The sequence below is a fragment of the Variovorax sp. J2P1-31 genome, from assembly GCF_030317215.1.
GTDB lineage: Bacteria > Pseudomonadota > Gammaproteobacteria > Burkholderiales > Burkholderiaceae_C > Variovorax.
In genome coordinates this window covers 174,951-191,872 of the sequence record NZ_JASZYA010000005.1, presented here as the reverse complement: position 1 = coordinate 191,872, position 16,922 = coordinate 174,951, and the positions used below count along the sequence as shown (strand labels likewise).

General features: G+C 70.1%; 17 protein-coding genes. 6 read left to right on the top strand and 11 right to left on the bottom strand.

Going from position 1 to position 16,922, the window contains the following annotated elements:
• Positions 1 to 14: 14 nt before the first annotated feature.
• Positions 15 to 1,367, bottom strand: coding sequence for an MFS transporter (locus QTI20_RS29445; protein WP_286555691.1), 1,353 nt, complete (start codon positions 1,365 to 1,367; stop codon positions 15 to 17).
• Between the two features lie 161 nt (positions 1,368 to 1,528).
• Between QTI20_RS29445 and QTI20_RS29440 the strand changes: the two genes are divergently transcribed.
• The 3 genes from QTI20_RS29440 (at position 1,529) to QTI20_RS29430 (ending at position 3,987) form a co-directional block, all read left to right on the top strand.
• Entirely contained in the window at positions 1,529 to 2,437 is a 909-nt protein-coding gene (locus QTI20_RS29440) for a LysR substrate-binding domain-containing protein (protein ID WP_183024317.1), read from the top strand.
• Positions 2,438 to 2,585: 148 nt separating this feature from the next.
• The gene (locus QTI20_RS29435; RefSeq protein WP_286555911.1) at positions 2,586 to 3,533 is read left to right on the top strand and encodes a TIGR03571 family LLM class oxidoreductase; all 948 of its coding nucleotides are present in this window, start codon (positions 2,586 to 2,588) and stop codon (positions 3,531 to 3,533) included.
• Between the two features lie 49 nt (positions 3,534 to 3,582).
• Positions 3,583 to 3,987, top strand: coding sequence for a hypothetical protein (locus QTI20_RS29430; protein WP_286555692.1), 405 nt, complete (start codon positions 3,583 to 3,585; stop codon positions 3,985 to 3,987).
• Between the two features lie 13 nt (positions 3,988 to 4,000).
• Here the strand turns inward: QTI20_RS29430 and QTI20_RS29425 are convergent, their stop codons facing one another.
• The 8 genes from QTI20_RS29425 to argS form a co-directional block, all read right to left on the bottom strand.
• Complete coding sequence (locus QTI20_RS29425; protein WP_286555693.1) at positions 4,001 to 4,675, bottom strand: response regulator transcription factor; 675 nt, start codon at positions 4,673 to 4,675, stop codon at positions 4,001 to 4,003.
• Positions 4,676 to 4,807: 132 nt separating this feature from the next.
• Positions 4,808 to 6,040, bottom strand: coding sequence for a THUMP domain-containing class I SAM-dependent RNA methyltransferase (locus QTI20_RS29420; protein ID WP_286555695.1), 1,233 nt, complete (start codon positions 6,038 to 6,040; stop codon positions 4,808 to 4,810).
• A 67-nt stretch (positions 6,041 to 6,107) separates the two neighbouring features.
• The gene (locus tag QTI20_RS29415) at positions 6,108 to 7,682 is read right to left on the bottom strand and encodes an RNA polymerase factor sigma-54 (RefSeq protein WP_286555698.1); all 1,575 of its coding nucleotides are present in this window, start codon (positions 7,680 to 7,682) and stop codon (positions 6,108 to 6,110) included.
• A 153-nt stretch (positions 7,683 to 7,835) separates the two neighbouring features.
• Positions 7,836 to 8,624 (bottom strand): LPS export ABC transporter ATP-binding protein, encoded by a 789-nt coding sequence (lptB, locus tag QTI20_RS29410; protein ID WP_286555912.1) that lies wholly within the window; start codon positions 8,622 to 8,624, stop codon positions 7,836 to 7,838.
• Between the two features lie 26 nt (positions 8,625 to 8,650).
• Positions 8,651 to 9,346 (bottom strand): lipopolysaccharide transport periplasmic protein LptA, encoded by a 696-nt coding sequence (lptA, locus tag QTI20_RS29405; protein ID WP_286555700.1) that lies wholly within the window; start codon positions 9,344 to 9,346, stop codon positions 8,651 to 8,653.
• A 118-nt stretch (positions 9,347 to 9,464) separates the two neighbouring features.
• Positions 9,465 to 10,115, bottom strand: a complete 651-nt coding sequence (locus QTI20_RS29400) for a thiol:disulfide interchange protein DsbA/DsbL (protein WP_286555914.1) — start codon at positions 10,113 to 10,115, stop codon at positions 9,465 to 9,467.
• 106 nt (positions 10,116 to 10,221) lie between these two features.
• A complete protein-coding gene (locus QTI20_RS29395) occupies positions 10,222 to 10,920 on the bottom strand; it encodes an SPOR domain-containing protein (RefSeq protein WP_286555701.1) in 699 nt (232 codons plus the stop codon).
• Positions 10,921 to 10,934: 14 nt separating this feature from the next.
• A complete protein-coding gene (gene argS / locus QTI20_RS29390; protein WP_183024309.1) occupies positions 10,935 to 12,620 on the bottom strand; it encodes an arginine--tRNA ligase in 1,686 nt (561 codons plus the stop codon).
• A gap of 132 nt (positions 12,621 to 12,752) precedes the next feature.
• Between argS and QTI20_RS29385 the strand changes: the two genes are divergently transcribed.
• Entirely contained in the window at positions 12,753 to 13,091 is a 339-nt protein-coding gene (locus QTI20_RS29385) for a hypothetical protein (protein WP_286555702.1), read from the top strand.
• Between the two features lie 66 nt (positions 13,092 to 13,157).
• On the opposite strand, the gene QTI20_RS29380 is transcribed toward QTI20_RS29385, so the two are convergent.
• Positions 13,158 to 13,610 (bottom strand): DUF2214 family protein, encoded by a 453-nt coding sequence (locus QTI20_RS29380; protein ID WP_286555703.1) that lies wholly within the window; start codon positions 13,608 to 13,610, stop codon positions 13,158 to 13,160.
• A gap of 52 nt (positions 13,611 to 13,662) precedes the next feature.
• On the bottom strand, positions 13,663 to 14,586 hold the full coding sequence (locus QTI20_RS29375; RefSeq protein WP_286555704.1) for a LysR family transcriptional regulator: 924 nt from the start codon (positions 14,584 to 14,586) through the stop codon (positions 13,663 to 13,665).
• Positions 14,587 to 14,679: 93 nt separating this feature from the next.
• Here QTI20_RS29375 and QTI20_RS29370 point away from each other — a divergent pair, with 93 nt between their 5' ends.
• Both QTI20_RS29370 and QTI20_RS29365 read left to right on the top strand, forming a co-directional pair.
• On the top strand, positions 14,680 to 15,291 hold the full coding sequence (locus QTI20_RS29370; protein WP_183024305.1) for a TetR/AcrR family transcriptional regulator: 612 nt from the start codon (positions 14,680 to 14,682) through the stop codon (positions 15,289 to 15,291).
• A complete protein-coding gene (locus QTI20_RS29365; protein WP_286555705.1) occupies positions 15,288 to 16,916 on the top strand; it encodes an MFS transporter in 1,629 nt (542 codons plus the stop codon). The genes QTI20_RS29370 and QTI20_RS29365 overlap by 4 nt, the downstream gene beginning before the upstream one ends.
• Positions 16,917 to 16,922: the final 6 nt, after the last annotated feature.

Here is a 16,922-nt window from a genome sequence, read left to right as displayed (position 1 = left end):
TTCCTTTGTCGTGGTCAGGGAGAGGGTTGGTCGTCGATGCCGACGCCGGTGCGGTCGGGCATGAACAGCAGCGGCCAGGTCGACAGCAGCAGCGAGACGATCACGTACCAGGCCGGCGCCAGCTTGCTGCCGGTGACGCCGATCAGCCACACGGCGATCAGCTGCGCGAAGCCGCCGAACAGGGCCACGCCGATGCTGTAGGTGACCGACATGCCGGTGGCGCGCACGGCGTTGGGGATCATCTCGGGGATCATGGTGATGGTGGGCACCGCATGCAGCGTGAGCAGCACGCTGAGGAAGCCCACGATGCCCAGCAGGTTCGCCACGCTGGGCGCGGCGTTGAGCCACATGAAGCAGGGATAGATCGCGAGCAGCGAGGCGATGCGCCCGGTCAGCACCAGCGGCTTGCGCCCGTAGCGGTCGGCCAGCTTGCCGACGAAGGGCGCGACCACGAAGGTGATGCCGGCCGAGAGCACGCTGGCCAGCAGCGCCGCGTCTGCGGGCAGGCCCAGTTCGCGGATCGCGTAGGTGGGCATGTACAGCAGGATGATGTACGAGGACACGGTGCCGCCCATGATCAGCAGGATGCCCAGCAGCGTCTTCCACTTGTAGGAACGCAGCAGCACGCGCAGCGGGTTCGGCAGGTCGGCGCGCACCGCCGTGCGCGATGCCGCACCGGTGCTCGCCTCCTTCACCTGCAGCGTCTCGTGCAGCTGCTTGCGGATGTACATGCCCACGGGCGCGATCAGCACGCCCAGCGCGAAGGGCACGCGCCAGCCCCAGCTCTCGAGCGCGGCGGGCGACAGCCAGTGCGACAGCGCGGCCGCGACGCCCGCGCCGACCATGATGCCCAGGCCCTGGCTGGCGAACTGCCAGCTCGCGAAGTAGCCGCGGTTGCGGTTCGTACTGCTCTCCACCAGCATGGTGACGGACACGCCCACCTCGCCGCCCGCGGAGAAGCCCTGCAGCAGCCGCGCGATCACGATCAGCACGGGCGCGGCGATGCCGATCTGCGCATAGGTCGGCGCCACCGCGATCAGCGCGCAGCCCAGCGCCATCAGCATGATGGTCAGCACCATCGCGGCCTTGCGGCCCCGGCGGTCGGCGTACTGGCCGATCACGATGCCGCCCAGCGGGCGCGAGACGAAGCCCACGCCGAAGGTCGCCACCGACAGCAGCAGCTGGCCCTGCGCGGTCGCCATCGGGAAGAAGAGCTTGCCGATCAGGATCGCGAAGAAGCTGTAGACCGTGAAGTCGAAGAACTCGAGCGCGTTGCCGATGGTGGTGGCGACCAGCACCTTGCGGCGGCTCGGCGGGGCATGGGAGGTCGGCGCCCGGAGGGCGTCGTCGGCAGTGGTGGTGGTCATCGGTCTCCTCGCCGCAGCGAATGTTTTTGTCTGGCATGACGGCCTCCGGGGGGCCGGGGCCAGAGCTTAGGCATATTGGCCGCAAAGAGAAAGACAACACAAAAGGGCTCGTGATAACCTGAAGATTGCACCTTCCCTCACCCGCAAAACTGCGCCGGCCCATGACCTTCAACCAGCTTCGCGCCTTCCTCGCGGTCGCCGAAACCCAGGCCCTGCGGGCCGCCGCACGGCGGCTCAACGTGTCGCAGCCGGCCGTGTCCAAGGCCATGCGCGAGCTCGAACGCCAGCTCGACGTCTGCCTGTTCGAGCGCCATGCCAACGGCGTGGTGCTGACCGACTACGGCCATGCATTCCGCCGCCGCGCCTCGCTGCTGATCGAGGAGATGCGGCGCACCCACGAGGAGATGGACGCGATCCGCCACGGGACCTCGGAGAGCCTGTCGATCGCGCTCAGCTCGGCCATCGCGCTGTCGGTGCTGCCCGCGGCCTTCGAGGCCTTCCGCCAGGCCATGCCGCGCTCGCAGGTGCATTTCTCCGAGGGCGTGATGCCGATGGCGCTGGCGCAGCTGCGCGACGGCAGCGTCGACTTCGTCGCCACCCACGTGCTGCCCGGCATGGTGAGCGAGGAGTTCGAGGTCACGCACCTGTTCTCCACGCCGGTGGCGGTGTGCGCGCGCAAGGGCCATCCGCTGGCACGCACCCGCCGGCTCAAGAAGCTCGTCGACGCCCACTGGCTCGCGCCCGGCTATGCCGAGGAGAACGGCGACGTGCTGCGCCAGCTGTTCTCGCAGCACGGCCTGCCCGTGCCCGCCCAGGCGGTGCGCTGCCAGTCCTTCACCGTGGCGCTGGGCCTGCTCGCGCAGACCGACACGCTGTCGGTGCTGGCCGAGCCCATGGTGCGCGGCACGCTCAACGCACAGGGCATCGTGGCGCTGCCGCTGCAGGACCGGATGCCCACCGTCGCCGGCATCGTGGTCACGCGCAAGGGCGCGGCGCTCAGCCGCAGCGCACAGCTGTTCGTGCAGTGCCTGCGCGACGCCGCCACACCGCGCATGCCCTCCCCCGTATAGGACGCGGTCGCGCGCGAAAACGCCGGTCACTCTTGCCTCACAGGCAAGAGCCTTGTGCGCATTTTGGTGTTTTTCCGCAAGGAACAAAGCCGGACACTGGGCGCCATCCCAGACGCTTGCGACCCCCTCCATGACCTCCGACATCGCCATGCCTTCCGCCCTCGCGGCCCTGATCGCCACTGCTGGCCACGGCCCGAGCATCGGCCTCGAACTGCCGCTGGACAACGACTGGTCGCCCAAGGGCGACACCGCCCGGCGCGTCGCGGGCCGGCCCTTCGGCGTGCCCGACCTGGCGCACCACACGCGCCTGGTGAAGCTGGCCGACCGGCTGGGCTTTCGTGCGCTGTGGGCGCGCGACGTGCCGCTGTACGACCCGGCCTTCGGCGACGCCGCGCAGGTGTTCGAGGTGTTCAGCTACCTGGGCTACCTCGCGGGCGTGACCGAGCGCATCCTGCTCGGCACCGCGGCCGTCGTGCTGCCGCTGCGCGAGCCGGTGCTGACGCTGAAGTCGGCCGCCACGGTCGACCGGCTCAGCGACGGCCGCCTGCTGCTGGGCGTGGCGAGCGGCGACCGGCCGGTGGAATACCCGATCTTCGGGCGCGACTTCGCCTCGCGCGGCGAGCGCTTCCGCGCCCAGGTCGCGATGCTGCGCGACGGCGGTGCCGCGAGCCTGCCCGAGGGCATCGCGCTGCTGCCGCGCACCGCCCAGCCGCTGCCCCTGCTGGTGGCCGGCCTGGCGCAGCAGACGCCCGACTGGATCGGCACCCACATGGACGGCTGCCTGGCCTACCCCGGCACGCCCGAGGACCATGCGCGGCGCTCGGCCCAATGGCGCGCGGTGGCCGGCGAAGGCAAGCCCTATGCGAGCTTCATCCACCTGGACCTCTGCGACGATGCGGATGCGCCGCTGGAGCGCTATGCCTTCGGCGGCCGCATGGGCCGCCACGCGCTGCTGCGCGAGCTCAGCGATCTGCATGCGGCGGGCGTGCAGCATGTGGGTCTGCACCTGCGACGCAACCGCCGGCCGCTGGACGAGACGATGGAAGAGATCGCCGAGTTCGTGCTGCCGGCCTTCCATGCGAACCCGCTCGAATGACCGCTACGATCGACGCGATCGGCGCCTCCGTCGCGCGCAAGAGATTGAAATGAACGCAGAGCTCCCCTCCTCCCAGGCCGCGTGGCTGACGTCGCTGGCCCTGCAGGCCGACGCAGCCCCGTGCCCCGCCTGCGCCACGCTGCCCAGCCTCGGCTGGGAGGCCGTGCCCTCGAGCTTCGACCGCGACCGGCTGGAGGAAGTGGGCGCGCTCTACACCAGCGATCCGATGGAAGCCACGCTGGACGAGTACCACCCGGGCCCGACGCGCTACTGGTCGGCCGACGCGCCCATCGCGCCGAAGTTCTTCCCGTACAACCGCTGCACCGTGTGGTGCTGCCGGCGGTGCCGCTCGGTCTTCCTGCGCTACGCCGAGCATGGCGGCTACTACGAGGAAGAGCGCATCCGCCGCGTGACGCCGGCGCTGGTGATCGACGCCGAGCCCGACGCCTCCTGAGCGCGCGACGCGCTCAGGCCTCGGTCAGCGTCTGCGCGGCCAACACCGCCTCGGTGCGGTTGCGCACGTTGAGTGCGCGGAAGATCGCCGCGAGGTGGATCTTCACCGTGCCCTCGCTGATGCCCAGGCTGCGGCCGATCAGCTTGTTGGGCTTGCCCTGCGACAGCAGCTGCAGCACCTCGACCTGGCGGTCGGTCAGCACGTTGCGCAGCAGGTCGAGCGTCTGCACGGCGTTCGGGCCGCGCACCGCGGCCGCGGCGGCCGCGCCGGGCATGCCGGCCACCAGGCCGGCCGGCACCGCCGACAGCATCATCGGCGGCACGTACACCCCGCCGGCCAGCACCAGCCGCACCGCCGAGATCATCACCTGCGGCGGATAGGCCTTGGGAATGAAGCCCCGTACGCCGCACTCGAGCGCGCAGCGCATCACGTTCGGGTCTTCGGTGCCCGACAGCACGATCACCGGGATGGCGGGATGGCGGCGGCGCAGTTCGTCGATGTGCGACTGGCCCTGGGCGCCGGGCATGTGGAGGTCGATCACCGCGAGGTCGATGTCGTCCGAGACCCCGGCCAGCAGCTCGTCGACGCTCAGCGCCTGGACGAAGACGATGCCGGGTTCGATTTCGGACAGCTTGGCCTTGACCGCCTCGATGACGAGCCAGTGATCGTCGGCGATCAGCATTTTCATGGCGCAACCTCTGGCTCGGGCGAACTCTTGAAAACCAAAGATAACGTCGATTGCCACGCGCGACAAGCGGGATCTATACCGAACGGCATAGTCCCCAAGCGCTAAGGCGCGGGCCCGGGCCCGCCGGGGGCCTCAGCTGCGTGGCGCGCGGGCCGAACCGGCCACCATGTCGAAGCGGAACAGCCGGCATTCGATCGGCCCGTTCCACATCGGCACCCGGCGCGACTCCTTGAGCCGCATGCGCTTGGGCAGCTGCAGGTCGGGCGTGAGCATCCAGGCGGTCCAGCCCGCGTAGTTCTTCTTCCAGTGGCTCGCGAGCTGGCTGAAGAACTCGCCGCCGTCTTCGGTCGCGGCCTGCTCGCGCGCCCCGATGCGGGCCACGCCGCCGACCTCGATGCGCTCGCCGTAGGGCGGGTTGAGCACGATCACGCCGCCCTGCGGGGCGCCTTCGGGCGGCATGCGCTGCAGGGCGTCGCCGCCGCGGAACTGGATCGCCTCGGCCACGCCCGCGCGCTCGGCGTTGCGCTCGGCGAAGTCGACCATGCGGTGCGACACGTCGCTGCCGAAGATCGGCGGCGAGACGGTCGCGGGCTGGTCGGCGGCCTCGTTCTGGATCGACTCCCAGACGTGCGGCTGGAAGGGCAGCAGCTTCTCGAAGCCGAAGCGCCGCAGCGCGCCGGCCGGGATGCCCAGGCCGATCTGCGCGGCCTCGATGGCGATGGTGCCGCTGCCGCAGCAGGGGTCGTACAGCGGCGCGGCCGACACCGCGCCGGTCTCGGGGTTCCACCAGCCGCTGGCGGCCAGCATGGCCGCGGCCAGCGTCTCCTTGAGCGGCGCGTCGCCCGTGTCCTGGCGCCAGCCGCGCTTGAACAGCGGCTCGCCCGAGGTGTCGATGTAGAGCGTGCAGCTGTCGGTGGTGAGGTGCGCGAACACGCGCACGTCGGGCCGCTGGGTCTCGATGCTGGGGCGCACGCCGTGGGCCTTGGCGCGGAAGCGGTCGGCGATCGCGTCCTTGATGCGCAGCGTGGCGAAGTTCAGGCTGGTCAGCGGGCTGTGCTGGGCCGTGGTCTCGATCTTGAAGGTCTGCTGGGGCGTGAACCAGATCTCCCAGGCCACGCCGCTGGCGATGGCGTAGAGGTCGTTCTCGCTGCGGTAGGGCGCATGCGCGAGCTCGATCAGCACGCGCTGCGCGAGCCGGCTGTAGAGGTTGAGCTTCATCGCGTCGCGCCAGGAGCCGCGCACGAACACGCCGCCGCGCGAGGCCATCAGGTCGTCGCCCGCGAGACCGGTCAGGCCGTGCACCTCCTGGGCAAGAAAGTCCTCGACGCCGGCGGCGCAGGGCAGGAAGAGATGGAGCTGGTTCATGGGGTTCGGGCAGACGGAAGGAAGCCCGCCGATTGTCGCCGCTGGCGCGGCGCGTGCCGCTTCGGGCTCAGAGCGCCTTGCGCAGGCTGGCCGGCGCGATGCGCAGCGCCTCGCGGTACTTGGCCACGGTGCGGCGCGCGCACTCGATGCCCTGCTCCTTGAGCATCTCGGAGATCTGGCTGTCGGACAGCGGCTTCTTGATGTTCTCGGAACCCACGAACTGCTTGATCAGCGCCCGCACCGCGGTGCTCGAGGCGTTGCCGCCGGCCTCGGTGCCCAGCGCCGAGCCGAAGAAATACTTGAGCTCGACCGTGCCGTAGGGCGTGGCCATGTACTTGGCGGTGGTCACGCGGCTGATGGTCGATTCGTGCAGGCCCAGTTCGTCGGCGATCTCGCGCAGCACCAGCGGGCGCATGGCCAGCTCGCCGTGCACGAAGTAGCTCTTCTGCCGCTCGACGATGGCGCTGCTCACGCGCAGGATGGTGTCGAAGCGCTGCTGGATGTTCTTGATGAACCAGCGCGCCTCCTGCAGCCGCTGCGACAGGGCCTGGCTGCCCTCGCCCTTGTGCGACTTGAGCGCGCCGGCATAGATGTCGTGCACCCGCAGGCGCGGCATCACCTCGGGGTTGAGCATCACGCGGAACTTGACGTTCGTGCCCTGCCCGGTGCGCGTCACGATCACGTCGGGCACCACGATGTTGCGCTCGACGTCGACAAATCGACGGCCCGGCTTGGGCTCCAGCGTGGCGATCAGCTGCAGCGCGCTGCGCACCTCTTCCTCGTTGCTGCGCGTGAGCGTGGCCAGGCGCTTGAAGTCGCGCCGCGCCAGCAGCTCCATCGGCTGCTTGCAGATCGCGATGGCGGTCTTGCGCACCTGCGCGATCTCTTCGGACTCGCCGGGCTCGGCCAGCGCGCGCAGCTGGATCGCCAGGCACTCGCCCAGGTCGCGCGCGCCCACGCCGACCGGCTCCAGGCTCTGCAGCAGGCCCAGCGCGACCTGGAAGTGGTGCACCAGGCCGTCGAATTCGTCGTTGTCGTCGCCCGCCAGGCCCGAGGCCAGCGCGGGCAGCGAATCCTCGAGGTAGCCGTCGTCGTTGAGCGACTCGATCAGGAAACGCAGGGCGGCGCGGTCGCTCTCGTTGAGGCGCAGGCTCAGCGCCTGCCGGTGCAGGAAGGACTGCAGCGATTCCTGGCTGCGCGCCAGCTCGGTCGCATCGGCGCGCTCGCTGCCGTCGTTGGGGCCGAGGTTGTTGCTGCTGGCCGGCGCGTCGCCGCCCCACTCGCTGTCGTCGGGCGCCATCTCGACGGTGCCGTCGCCCTCCCAGTCGGGCGCGGCCTCGGTCGCGTCGACCGCCGGCGCGTCGGCCTCGGCGGCGGCGCTGCTGCTGTCGGTGCTGGACGTGGCCGACGGGCCGGGCGTGAAGTCGTCGTCGCGCGGCGGCGGCGCGTCGGCGGCATCGACGCCGAATTCCTCGCGCGGCGCCTCTTCGGCCGTGCGTTCCAAGAAGGGGTTCTCGTCGAGCATCTGCTCGACTTCCTGGCTCAGCTCGAGCGTGGACAACTGCAGCAGCCGGATCGACTGCTGGAGTTGGGGCGTGAGCGCGAGATGCTGCGAGACGCGCAGCGAAAGGCCCTGCTTCATGGAAAAATGGCTCCCCCCCAGGCTGCGCGCTTCGCGCTACGCCAACCCCCTACCGGGGGCGGGCCGGCCGCTTCGGGCGGCCGTGCGCGGCGGCCCCCGCGAAGAAGTTCCGCGTGGATGACGGCCACGTTCATCCTGGACCTCGCCGCATGGTCACATCCGGAAGTGCTCGCCCAGGTACACGCGGCGTACCTCGGCGTTGTCGACGATCTCCGAAGGCGTGCCTTGTGCCAGCACATGCCCGTCGCTGATGATGAACGCGTGATCGCAGATGCCCAGGGTCTCGCGCACGTTGTGATCGGTGATGAGCACGCCGATGCCGCGGCCCTTGAGGAAGCTGACGATGCGCTGGATCTCGATCACCGCGATCGGGTCGATGCCGGCGAAGGGCTCGTCGAGCAGGATGAAGCGCGGCTGCGTGGCCAGTGCGCGGGCGATCTCGACGCGGCGGCGTTCACCGCCCGACAGCGCCAGCGCGGGCGAGTCGCGCAGGTGGTCGACCCGCAGTTCCGCCAGCAGTTCGTTGAGCCGCTGCTCGACACGCGCGCTCGACAGCGGCGCCTGCTTGCCGTTGGCGTCGGGTTCGCGCTGCAGTTCGAGCACGGCCCGCACGTTCTCCTGCACCGTGAGCTTGCGGAAGATCGAGGCTTCCTGCGGCAGGTAGGACAGGCCCATGCGCGCGCGGCGGTGGATCGGCATGTGGGCGATCGGCTCGCCGTCGATGCTGATCTCGCCCGCATCGGCGCGCACCAGGCCCACGATCATGTAGAAGGAGGTGGTCTTGCCGGCGCCGTTGGGGCCCAGCAGGCCCACCACTTCGCCCTTCTGCACGTCGAGCGACACGTCCTTGACGACCTGGCGGCTGCCGTAGCGTTTCTGCAGGCCGCGCACCTGCAGCCGGCTGACCGACGGATCCGCCACGCCGGTCCCGTCGACCGACATCCGCCCGGTGTTGACGCTGCCGTCCGTCACGGGCGGGGTTCCGCATCGAGCGTGGTGCTCGGGCGCAGGCCGCGGCCCGGCGCGGGCGTCGGGGTGGCGGGTGCGGGAGCCGGCGCGGCCGACGATTTGGCGGCCCCGGATGCCGCGGCGCGGGGCGTGAGGATGGTCCGGACCCGGCTGCCCGGGGCACCGGCGGTCACGCTGGCGCCCGGTGCCGCGCTCGCGCCGTTGACGGTGAAGGTGTCCTTGCCCTGGTCGTAGACGATCAACTCGCCGCTGCTCTCGTCGTTGGGCGTGGCGCCGATCAGCCGGCGCATCACCGCGCGGCGGATGAACTTCACGTTGTCGGCCCGGCTGTCGTATTCGATGACCTCGCCCTCGCCTTCGGTCCACTCGTCACCGGGGGTGTCGCGCTTCTGCTTGTAGTAGGCCAGCTTGCCCGGCGCCGCCGTGACCACGCCGTACTGGTAGCCCTCGGGGTCCTGGCGCACGTCGATGCGCGCGCCGCGGATCAGGATGGTGCCCTTGGTCACCACCACGTTGCCGGTGAACACGCTGGTCTGCTGGAGGTCGTCATAGCGCATGGCATCGGCCTCGATGTTCATCGGCTTGGTCCGGTCGGCCTTCTCGGCCAGGGCCGGAAACGCGGCGCAGGCCAGCATCAGCACGGCAGCGCCGGCGCGCAGGAGGGAGAGGAGTGGGGAGGTGGGGCGCGAGGTCATAGAGGCACGAAACTTGCTCGATCATTGTATGCGGCACGGGGCGCCGCATCGGTTGCGCAGACGAAAAAGCCCGCCGAAGCGGGCTGGTTCCGGGCGGAGCCGCACAAAGCGCGGCGCTTCAGGACTTGCGCGCTTCGGCGATCAGCGCGTTGGTGACTTCCAGCGCACGGTCCAGCGAGCCGGCCGTGTCGCCGTCGATGTACCAGCGGCCGGCCACGCCCAGCGCAGGCACGCCCGCGACCTGGTAGTCGGCCGTGAGCTGGGTCGCGCGCTTGGCCTTGCCGGCCACCGAGAAGGACTTGTACAGGTCGGCGAACTTCTTGGCGTCGAAGCCGGGCTGCTTCTCGAACCAGGCCACGATCGCGGCATCGCCGAACACCGGCTGGCGCTGCTGGTGGATGGCCTGGAACAGCTTCATCTGGAACTCGTCGACCTTGCCCATGGCTTCGAGCGCGTAGTAGAGGCGCTGCTTGGGTTCGGTGTCGTTGCCCACGAAAGGCACGGGGATGCGGCGGAACACCACGTCGGCCGGCAGCTGCTTGACCCAGGTCTCCAGGCGCGGCTCGAAGGCGGCGCAGTGCGGGCAGTTGTACGAGAAGAACTCCACCACCTCGACCTTGCCCGCGGGCGTGTCGACCGGCGCCCGCTTGCCCAGCACGATGTAGTCGGTGCCGGCCTTGGGTGCGCGGCCCTGGGCCTGCACGCCGGTGGCGGCGAAGGGAAGCAGCGCCACCGAGGCGGCGGTCAGCGAAAAGTCACGGCGTTTCATCATCAAAGGTTCTCCAGTGCGGCTGACAGAGCCGCGAGACCGGTGCGGAGTTCCCGCACCGAAGAAATCGAGGACGCGCGCATCGCGGTGAACCGCGGGCCTGGGCCTATCGCTGGACGCGCACGAGATTGGATTCGAAGCCGCCGCCGTCGAGGCGCGACTTGAGCCGGTCGGCATCATCCTTCTTGTTGAAAGGCCCGGCGCGCACACGGAATACCGTGCGGCCGGCCTGCTCGCGCTCGGTGATCCGGGCTTCCACGCCCATCAGCGACAGCTTGGCGCGCTGGGCCTCGGCGTCCTCGGTGGTGCGGAAGGCGCCGGCCTGCACGAAGTAGACGAAGGGATCGGGTCCGTCGCCGACGGTGCCGACCGGGCCGACGGCACCGGCGCGCGCGCGCGCCAGATCGCCCAGCGGATCGGCCGAGGTCGAGGGCTTGGCGACTTCGGCCGGCGACACGGTGCGCGGCTTGGCCGGCTGCGCCGTGCCGGAGGCATCGGGCGGCACCACCACCGGCACCGGGCCGGTCGAGGGCGGATTGAGCGGCCCGGCCGAGGCCGGCTGCGAGGTCTCGGGCGGCGTGGCCGGCCGTGCCGAGGGCTTGCCCGACAGCGGCGCGTTCGGGTTCCAGTCGCGGTTCTTGCGCGCCTCGGCCTCGTCCTGCTCGGCGCCGCCGCGCTGGGTCTTGGTCATGAAGGGGATCGGCACCTTGGTCACGTAGACCGCGATGCCGAGCGCGACGCCGAGCCCCAGCACGATGCCGATGATCAGGCCGATGGCCGTGTTGCCGCGTTGTCTTGTTTTCATGGGTGAGGAAGGGTTCACATCTTGCGCGGCGCACTGACGCCGAGCACCGCGAGGCCATTGTGCAGCACCTGCGCGGTGGCGGCGACCAGCGCCAGCCGCGCCTTCTTGACCGCCTCGTCGTCGACCAGGATGCGTTCGGCGTCGTAGTAGCTGTGGTAGCTGGCCGCGAGTTCGCGCAGGTAGAAGGTCACGTCGTGCGGCGCGAAGTCGGCCGCCGCGGCCGTCAGCATGGCCGGGTACTTGGCCAGGAGCAGCATCAGCGCCTGCGCGGCCGGGCTCTCGAGCGCCGACAGGTCGACGCCCTGCAGCGCGGCCACGTCGCCGCCCCAGGCCGCCAGCACCGAGCAGATGCGCGCATGCGCGTACTGCACGTAGTAGACCGGGTTGTCGTTGTTCTTCGCCACCGCGAGGTCGATGTCGAAGGTGTATTCGGTGTCGGGCTTGCGCGAGAGCAGGAAGAAGCGCACCGCGTCGGTGCTGGTCCATTCGATCAGGTCGCGCAGCGTGACGTAGCTGCCGGCGCGCTTGCTGATCTTGACCTCCTCGCCGCCCTTGACCACGCGCACCATCGTGTGCAGCACGTAGTCGGGGTAGCCGGCCGGGATGCCGACGCCGGCCGCCTGCAGGCCCGCGCGCACCCGCGCGATCGTGCCGTGGTGGTCGGTGCCCTGGATGTTCACGACCTTGTGGAAGCCGCGCTCCCACTTGGCGATGTGATAGGCCACGTCGGGCACGAAGTAGGTGTACGTGCCGTCCTGCTTGCGCATGACGCGGTCCTTGTCGTCGCCGTACTCGGTCGACCTGAGCCACAGCGCGCCGTCCTGCTCGTAGGTCTTGCCGGCGTCGATCAGCTTCTGCACCGTGGCGGCCACGCGACCGCTGGTGTAGAGGCTGGACTCGAGGTAGTAGTTGTCGAACTTGACCTGGAAGGCCTGGAGGTCCAGGTCCTGCTCGCGCCGCAGGTAGGCCACGGCGAATTGGCGGATCGAATCGATGTCCTCGACGTCGCCGCTGGCCGTGTAGGCGCGGTCGTCGGCGCTGACGGTCTTCTTCGCCTTGAAGTCCTCGGCGATGTCGGCGATGTAGTCGCCGTTGTAGGCCGCGGCCTTCTCGCCGCTCGGCCATTCGGCGTCGCCCGGCTTGAAGCCCTGCAGCCGCAGCTGGGTGCTGTGGGCCAGGGTCTGGATCTGGACGCCGGCGTCGTTGTAATAGAACTCGCGGTAAACGTCCTGGCCCTGGGTGCTCAGCAGGCTGCAGATCGCATCGCCCAGCGCCGCCTGGCGGCCATGGCCGACGTGCAGCGGGCCGGTCGGGTTGGCCGAGACGAACTCGACCAGCACGCGCTCGCCGCGCGCCGGCTGGCGGCCGAAGGCCTCGCCCGCGGCCAGCACCTCGCGCACGATCTGCTGCTTGGCGGCGGTCTTGAGCCGGATGTTGAGGAAGCCCGGACCGGCGATCTCGACCGCATCGACCCACTGGCCGAAGGCCGGCGTGGCGCGCAGCGCGGCGCTGAGTTCCTCGGCGAGCTCGCGCGGCTTGCGCCCCAGGGGCTTGGCGAGCTGCATCGCCGCCGTGCTGGCGAAATCGCCGTGCGCCGCGACCTTGGGCGATTCGAAGATCGCCTTGGCACCGGCACCGGGGGAAAAGGATTCGAGCGTGTTCGCGAGCGCCGCGAGCAGCTCCTGTTTGACCAATAGCATCGCCGGATTTTACCGGGGGCAAACCCGAGCCCCGTTGACGATCGTCATCCGATCGTTGCCGTGGCCCGTTAGGATGGCTCGCCCCAGGGTGGGGCACGGGTCACAACCAACCTTGCAAGGACACATCCCATCATGAAAAAGCTCCTTTCCCTGGTCGCCTCCACCATCGCGCTGGGCGCCTGCCTCTCCTTCAGCGCCTATGCCCAGGACAAGGCCGCCGCACCGGCGGCCGCGCCCGCAGCGGCAGCTGCCGCCGGCGCCACCTGCGACGCCAAGGCCGTCGACAAGAACGGCAAGGCCCTGGCCGGCGCCGCCAAGACCAGTTTTGTGAAGAAGTGTGAGAAGGACGCCAAGGCCGCCTCGGCGCCCGCCTGCGCGGCCAAGGCCATCGACAAGAACGGCAAGCCCCTGGCCGGCGCCGCGAAGAACAGCTTCGTCAAGAAGTGCGAAGCGGACGCCGCCAAGGGCTGACACCGCGGGGCGCGGACAGCCGCTGACAGGAGGCCCGCCGCGTGCGGGCCTTTGTCATGGCGGGTGCTACTTGCCGAAGCCGCGCGCCAGGAAGACGGCGAACAGCGGGATCACCGCGATCAGGTGCGCCTGCACCATCACCAGCTTGCGGGTCTTCGCCACCTCGGCGGCGGCCGGCAGCGCGCCGGTCGCGCGCAGCGTCTTGCGCCAGCGCAGGTAGGTCAGCGTGGGGAAGATCGAGACCAGGCCGACCACGATGAACAAGGTGAGCTTCACGTGCAGCAGCGGGTGGGTCCAGTACCAGGCCGTGCCCTTGACGCCCAGCAGCGTGCGGGCGATGCCGGTGGCCAGCACCGCGACCGCCGCGATGCCGTAGACCCGGTCCACGGTGGCCAGGCGCTCGACCACGGCGGCGTTGAGCCACTGCACGCGGCACAGCGCGGCTTCGCTGGAGACGAACACGACCATCGTGAGGATGGCCAGGATGTGCAGGTAGGCGAGGATGGCTTCGACGGTCATCGATGGCTCTCTTCTGGAAGGGGGGCGTGTGCGGGTGCGGCCGATTGTGCCGTCATCTGGCGGTCCAGAACTCGGGCCGGCCGTACTCTGCCTTGAGAAAATCCAGCCACAGCCGCACCCGCAGCGCCAGGTGCTTGCGCTGAGGAAAGACCGCGTAGATGCCGTTGGGCGGCGCCGCGTAGTCGTCGAGCAGCGGCACCAGCAGCCCGGCCTCGACCTCGGCCTCGATCTCCCAGCTGCTGCGCCAGGCGATGCCGTGGCCGGCCAGGCACCAGTCGTGCAGCACCTGGCCGTCGGAGCAGTCGAGCGGGCCGGTCGGCTTCATGTGGACGATCTCGGCCTCGCCCTGGGCCGAAGCCACGCGAAATGCCCAGCCGCGGGTCTGCGAGGCATCGCTCGACAGCGTGAGGCAGGCGAAGCGCGCCAGCTCCGAAGGATGGCGCGGCGTGCCGTGGCGGCGCAGGAACTCGGGCGTGGCCACGCAGCGCCGGCGGTTGTCGGCCAGGCGCAGGCTCACCAGCGAGGAGTCGGGCAGGTCGCCCACGCGCACCGCGCAGTCGAAGCTCTCGCCCGCGACGTCGACCACCCGGTCGCTGAGGTTGAGCGAGATCGTGACCTCCGGATGCAGCGCGTGGAAACGCGGCACCAGCGGCGCCACGTGGCGGCGCCCGAAGCCAGCCGGCGCCGTGACCCGCAGGTGGCCGCTGGCCTTGACGCCGCCCGCGCTGACGCTGGCCTCGGCGTTGGCGAACTCCGCCAGCAGGCGCTGGCAGTCCTCGAGGTAGGCACTGCCCTCGTGGGTCAGCGTGAGGCGCCGCGTGGTGCGCAGCAGCAGCTTGACGCCCAGCCGCTCCTCCAGCGCGTCGATGCGCCGGCCGATGATGGCCGGCGCCACCCCCTCGGCCTTGGCGGCCGCGGTGAGGCTGCCGCGGGTCGCGACCGAGACGAAGGATTCGAGTTGGGTGAGGCGGTCCATCGGGGGCGATTATGGGGAGCGCGGCCGGCGCCAGCAGGAAATCCGATGTTTCGATACAATGGAGTTTCGAAACTACATCGTTCCGTTATTTCCATGACCACCGACACGCCCCTGCCCACCCCCGGCCGCCCGCGCGATGCCGCGCTCGACGCCAGCATCCTGCGCGCCGCGATGGAGATCCTGGGCGAGTCCGGCATCCATGCCGTGACCATGGACGCGGTGGCGCAGCGCGCGGGCGCGGGCAAGGCCTCGCTCTACCGGCGCTGGAAGTCCAAGGACGAACTGCTGGCCGATGCGCTCACGCTGCATTCGCCCATCGACGTGGAGGTCGACACCGGCTCGCTGCGCGGCGACCTGGCCAAGGTCTACGAGCACTACTACGGCCTGGGCAACCACGTGATGCAGGCGGCGGTGCAGGAGATGCTGGGCAACGTGCGCCAGCACATGGCCTGGACCGAGAAGGTCACGCCCGAGCGGCTCACGGCGCGCCGCGCCAAGGTGCGCGCGCTGGTCGAGCGCGCGGTCGCGCGCGGCGAGATCGCGGCGCCGGAAGACATGGACATGCTGCTCGACCTGGTGCCGGCCATGATCCTGTACCGCTACAACACGCGCAACCAGAAGGTCAGCCGCGCCTCGATCGCGCGCTTCATCGACGGCCTGGTGCTGCCGCTCACGCGCGCGCCCGGCAAGGACACGGCGAGATGAGCGAGCAGGCCGTCGACACCGCAGCACCGGCCGTGCCCGAGGCCGCGCCCTACAGCGTGCGCGAAGGCGTGGCCTTCGGCGCGGTGTCGCTGCTGCTCGCGCTCACGCAGGGGCTGGGCGTGAACCTGGTCAACTCGAACCTGAGCGGCATCCAGGGCGCGCTCGGCGCCACCGCCACCGAGGCGAGCTGGCTCACCACCGCCTACTTCGCCACCAACATCACGGCCTCGCTGCTGCTGACCAAGGTGCGCTACCAGTACGGGCTGCGCCGCTTCGTCGACATCGTGATCCCGCTGTACCTGCTGCTCGCGGTGTCGCACCTGTTCGCGCAGCACCTGGGCTCGGCCATCCTGGTGCGCGCCGCGCTGGGGCTGGCGGCCGCGCCGATCAGCAGCCTGGCCGTGCTGTACATGGCGCAGGCCTTTCCCGCGCCCAAGGCCGTGATCGGGCTGTTGCTCGGCTTCGCCGGGCTGCAGATCGGCGCGCCGTTGTCACGCATCATTTCCGAGGACCTGCTGCAGATCGGCCAGTGGCACGGCCTGCACTTCATCGACGCCGGCCTGGCCATCCTGTGCTTCGCCGCGATCAACGTGGTGCGGCTCAAGCCCATGCCCACGCAGCAGATGTTCGCCAAGGGCGACGGCATCGTGTTCACGCTCTACGCGGTGGCGCTGGCGCTGCTGTGCGTGGTGCTCACGCAGGGCCGGCTGCACTGGTGGAGCGACACGCCCTGGCTGGGCCTGTGCCTGGCCGGCGCGGTGGTGTGCTTCGGGCTCTACCTGGCGATCGAGCTGCAGCGCGAGAAGCCGCTGATCGACCTGCACTGGCTGGGCACGCCCTTCATGCTGCGCTTCATGGGCGCGATCCTGCTGTTCCGCATCGTGCTGTCGGAGCAGACCGTGGGCGCGGTCGGCCTGATGAACACGCTTGGCTTCACCAACGACCAGATGCATGTGCTGTTCGCCTGGGTCACGGTGGGCACGGTGGTCGGCTTCCTCGCGGCCGCGCTGGCGATCCCGTCGAAGCGCTTCGGCGTGCTGGGCGACATCGCGCTGGTGCTGATCATGGTGGCGGCCGTGATGGACGGGCGCTCGACCGTGCTCACCCGCCCGCACGACCTGTACCTCTCGCAGACGCTGCTGGCCGCGGCCAGCTCGATGTTCCTGGCATCGGCCATGCTGCAGGGCTTCCTGCACGTGATCGCGGGCGGCATGAAGAACCTGGTGAGCTTCATCGCCATCTTCAGCGGCGGCCAGGCCCTGGCCGGCCTGGTCGGCCAGGCCTGGCTGTCGACGCTGCTGGCCGAACGCCAGCGGCTGCACTATGGCCAGCTGGTCGAGCATCTGACGCTGACCGACCCGCAGGTGGTGCAGCGGCTCACGCAGCTCGGCGGCGCCTACGCCTCGACGCTCAACGACAGCGCCGCGCGCGCCAACCAGGCGCTCACGCTGCTGGGCCAGCAGGTCACGCAGCAGTCCTTCGTCATGGCCTACAACGACCTGTTCCACGCGGTGGCGCTGGTCTCCACGCTGGGCTTCCTCGTCTTCGCGGGCGTCAAGACGCACCGCTGGCACCGTGCCCGCAACGCGGCCCCGGCCGCGCCGCTCGCACCCGCTTCTTCCTGATCGCCT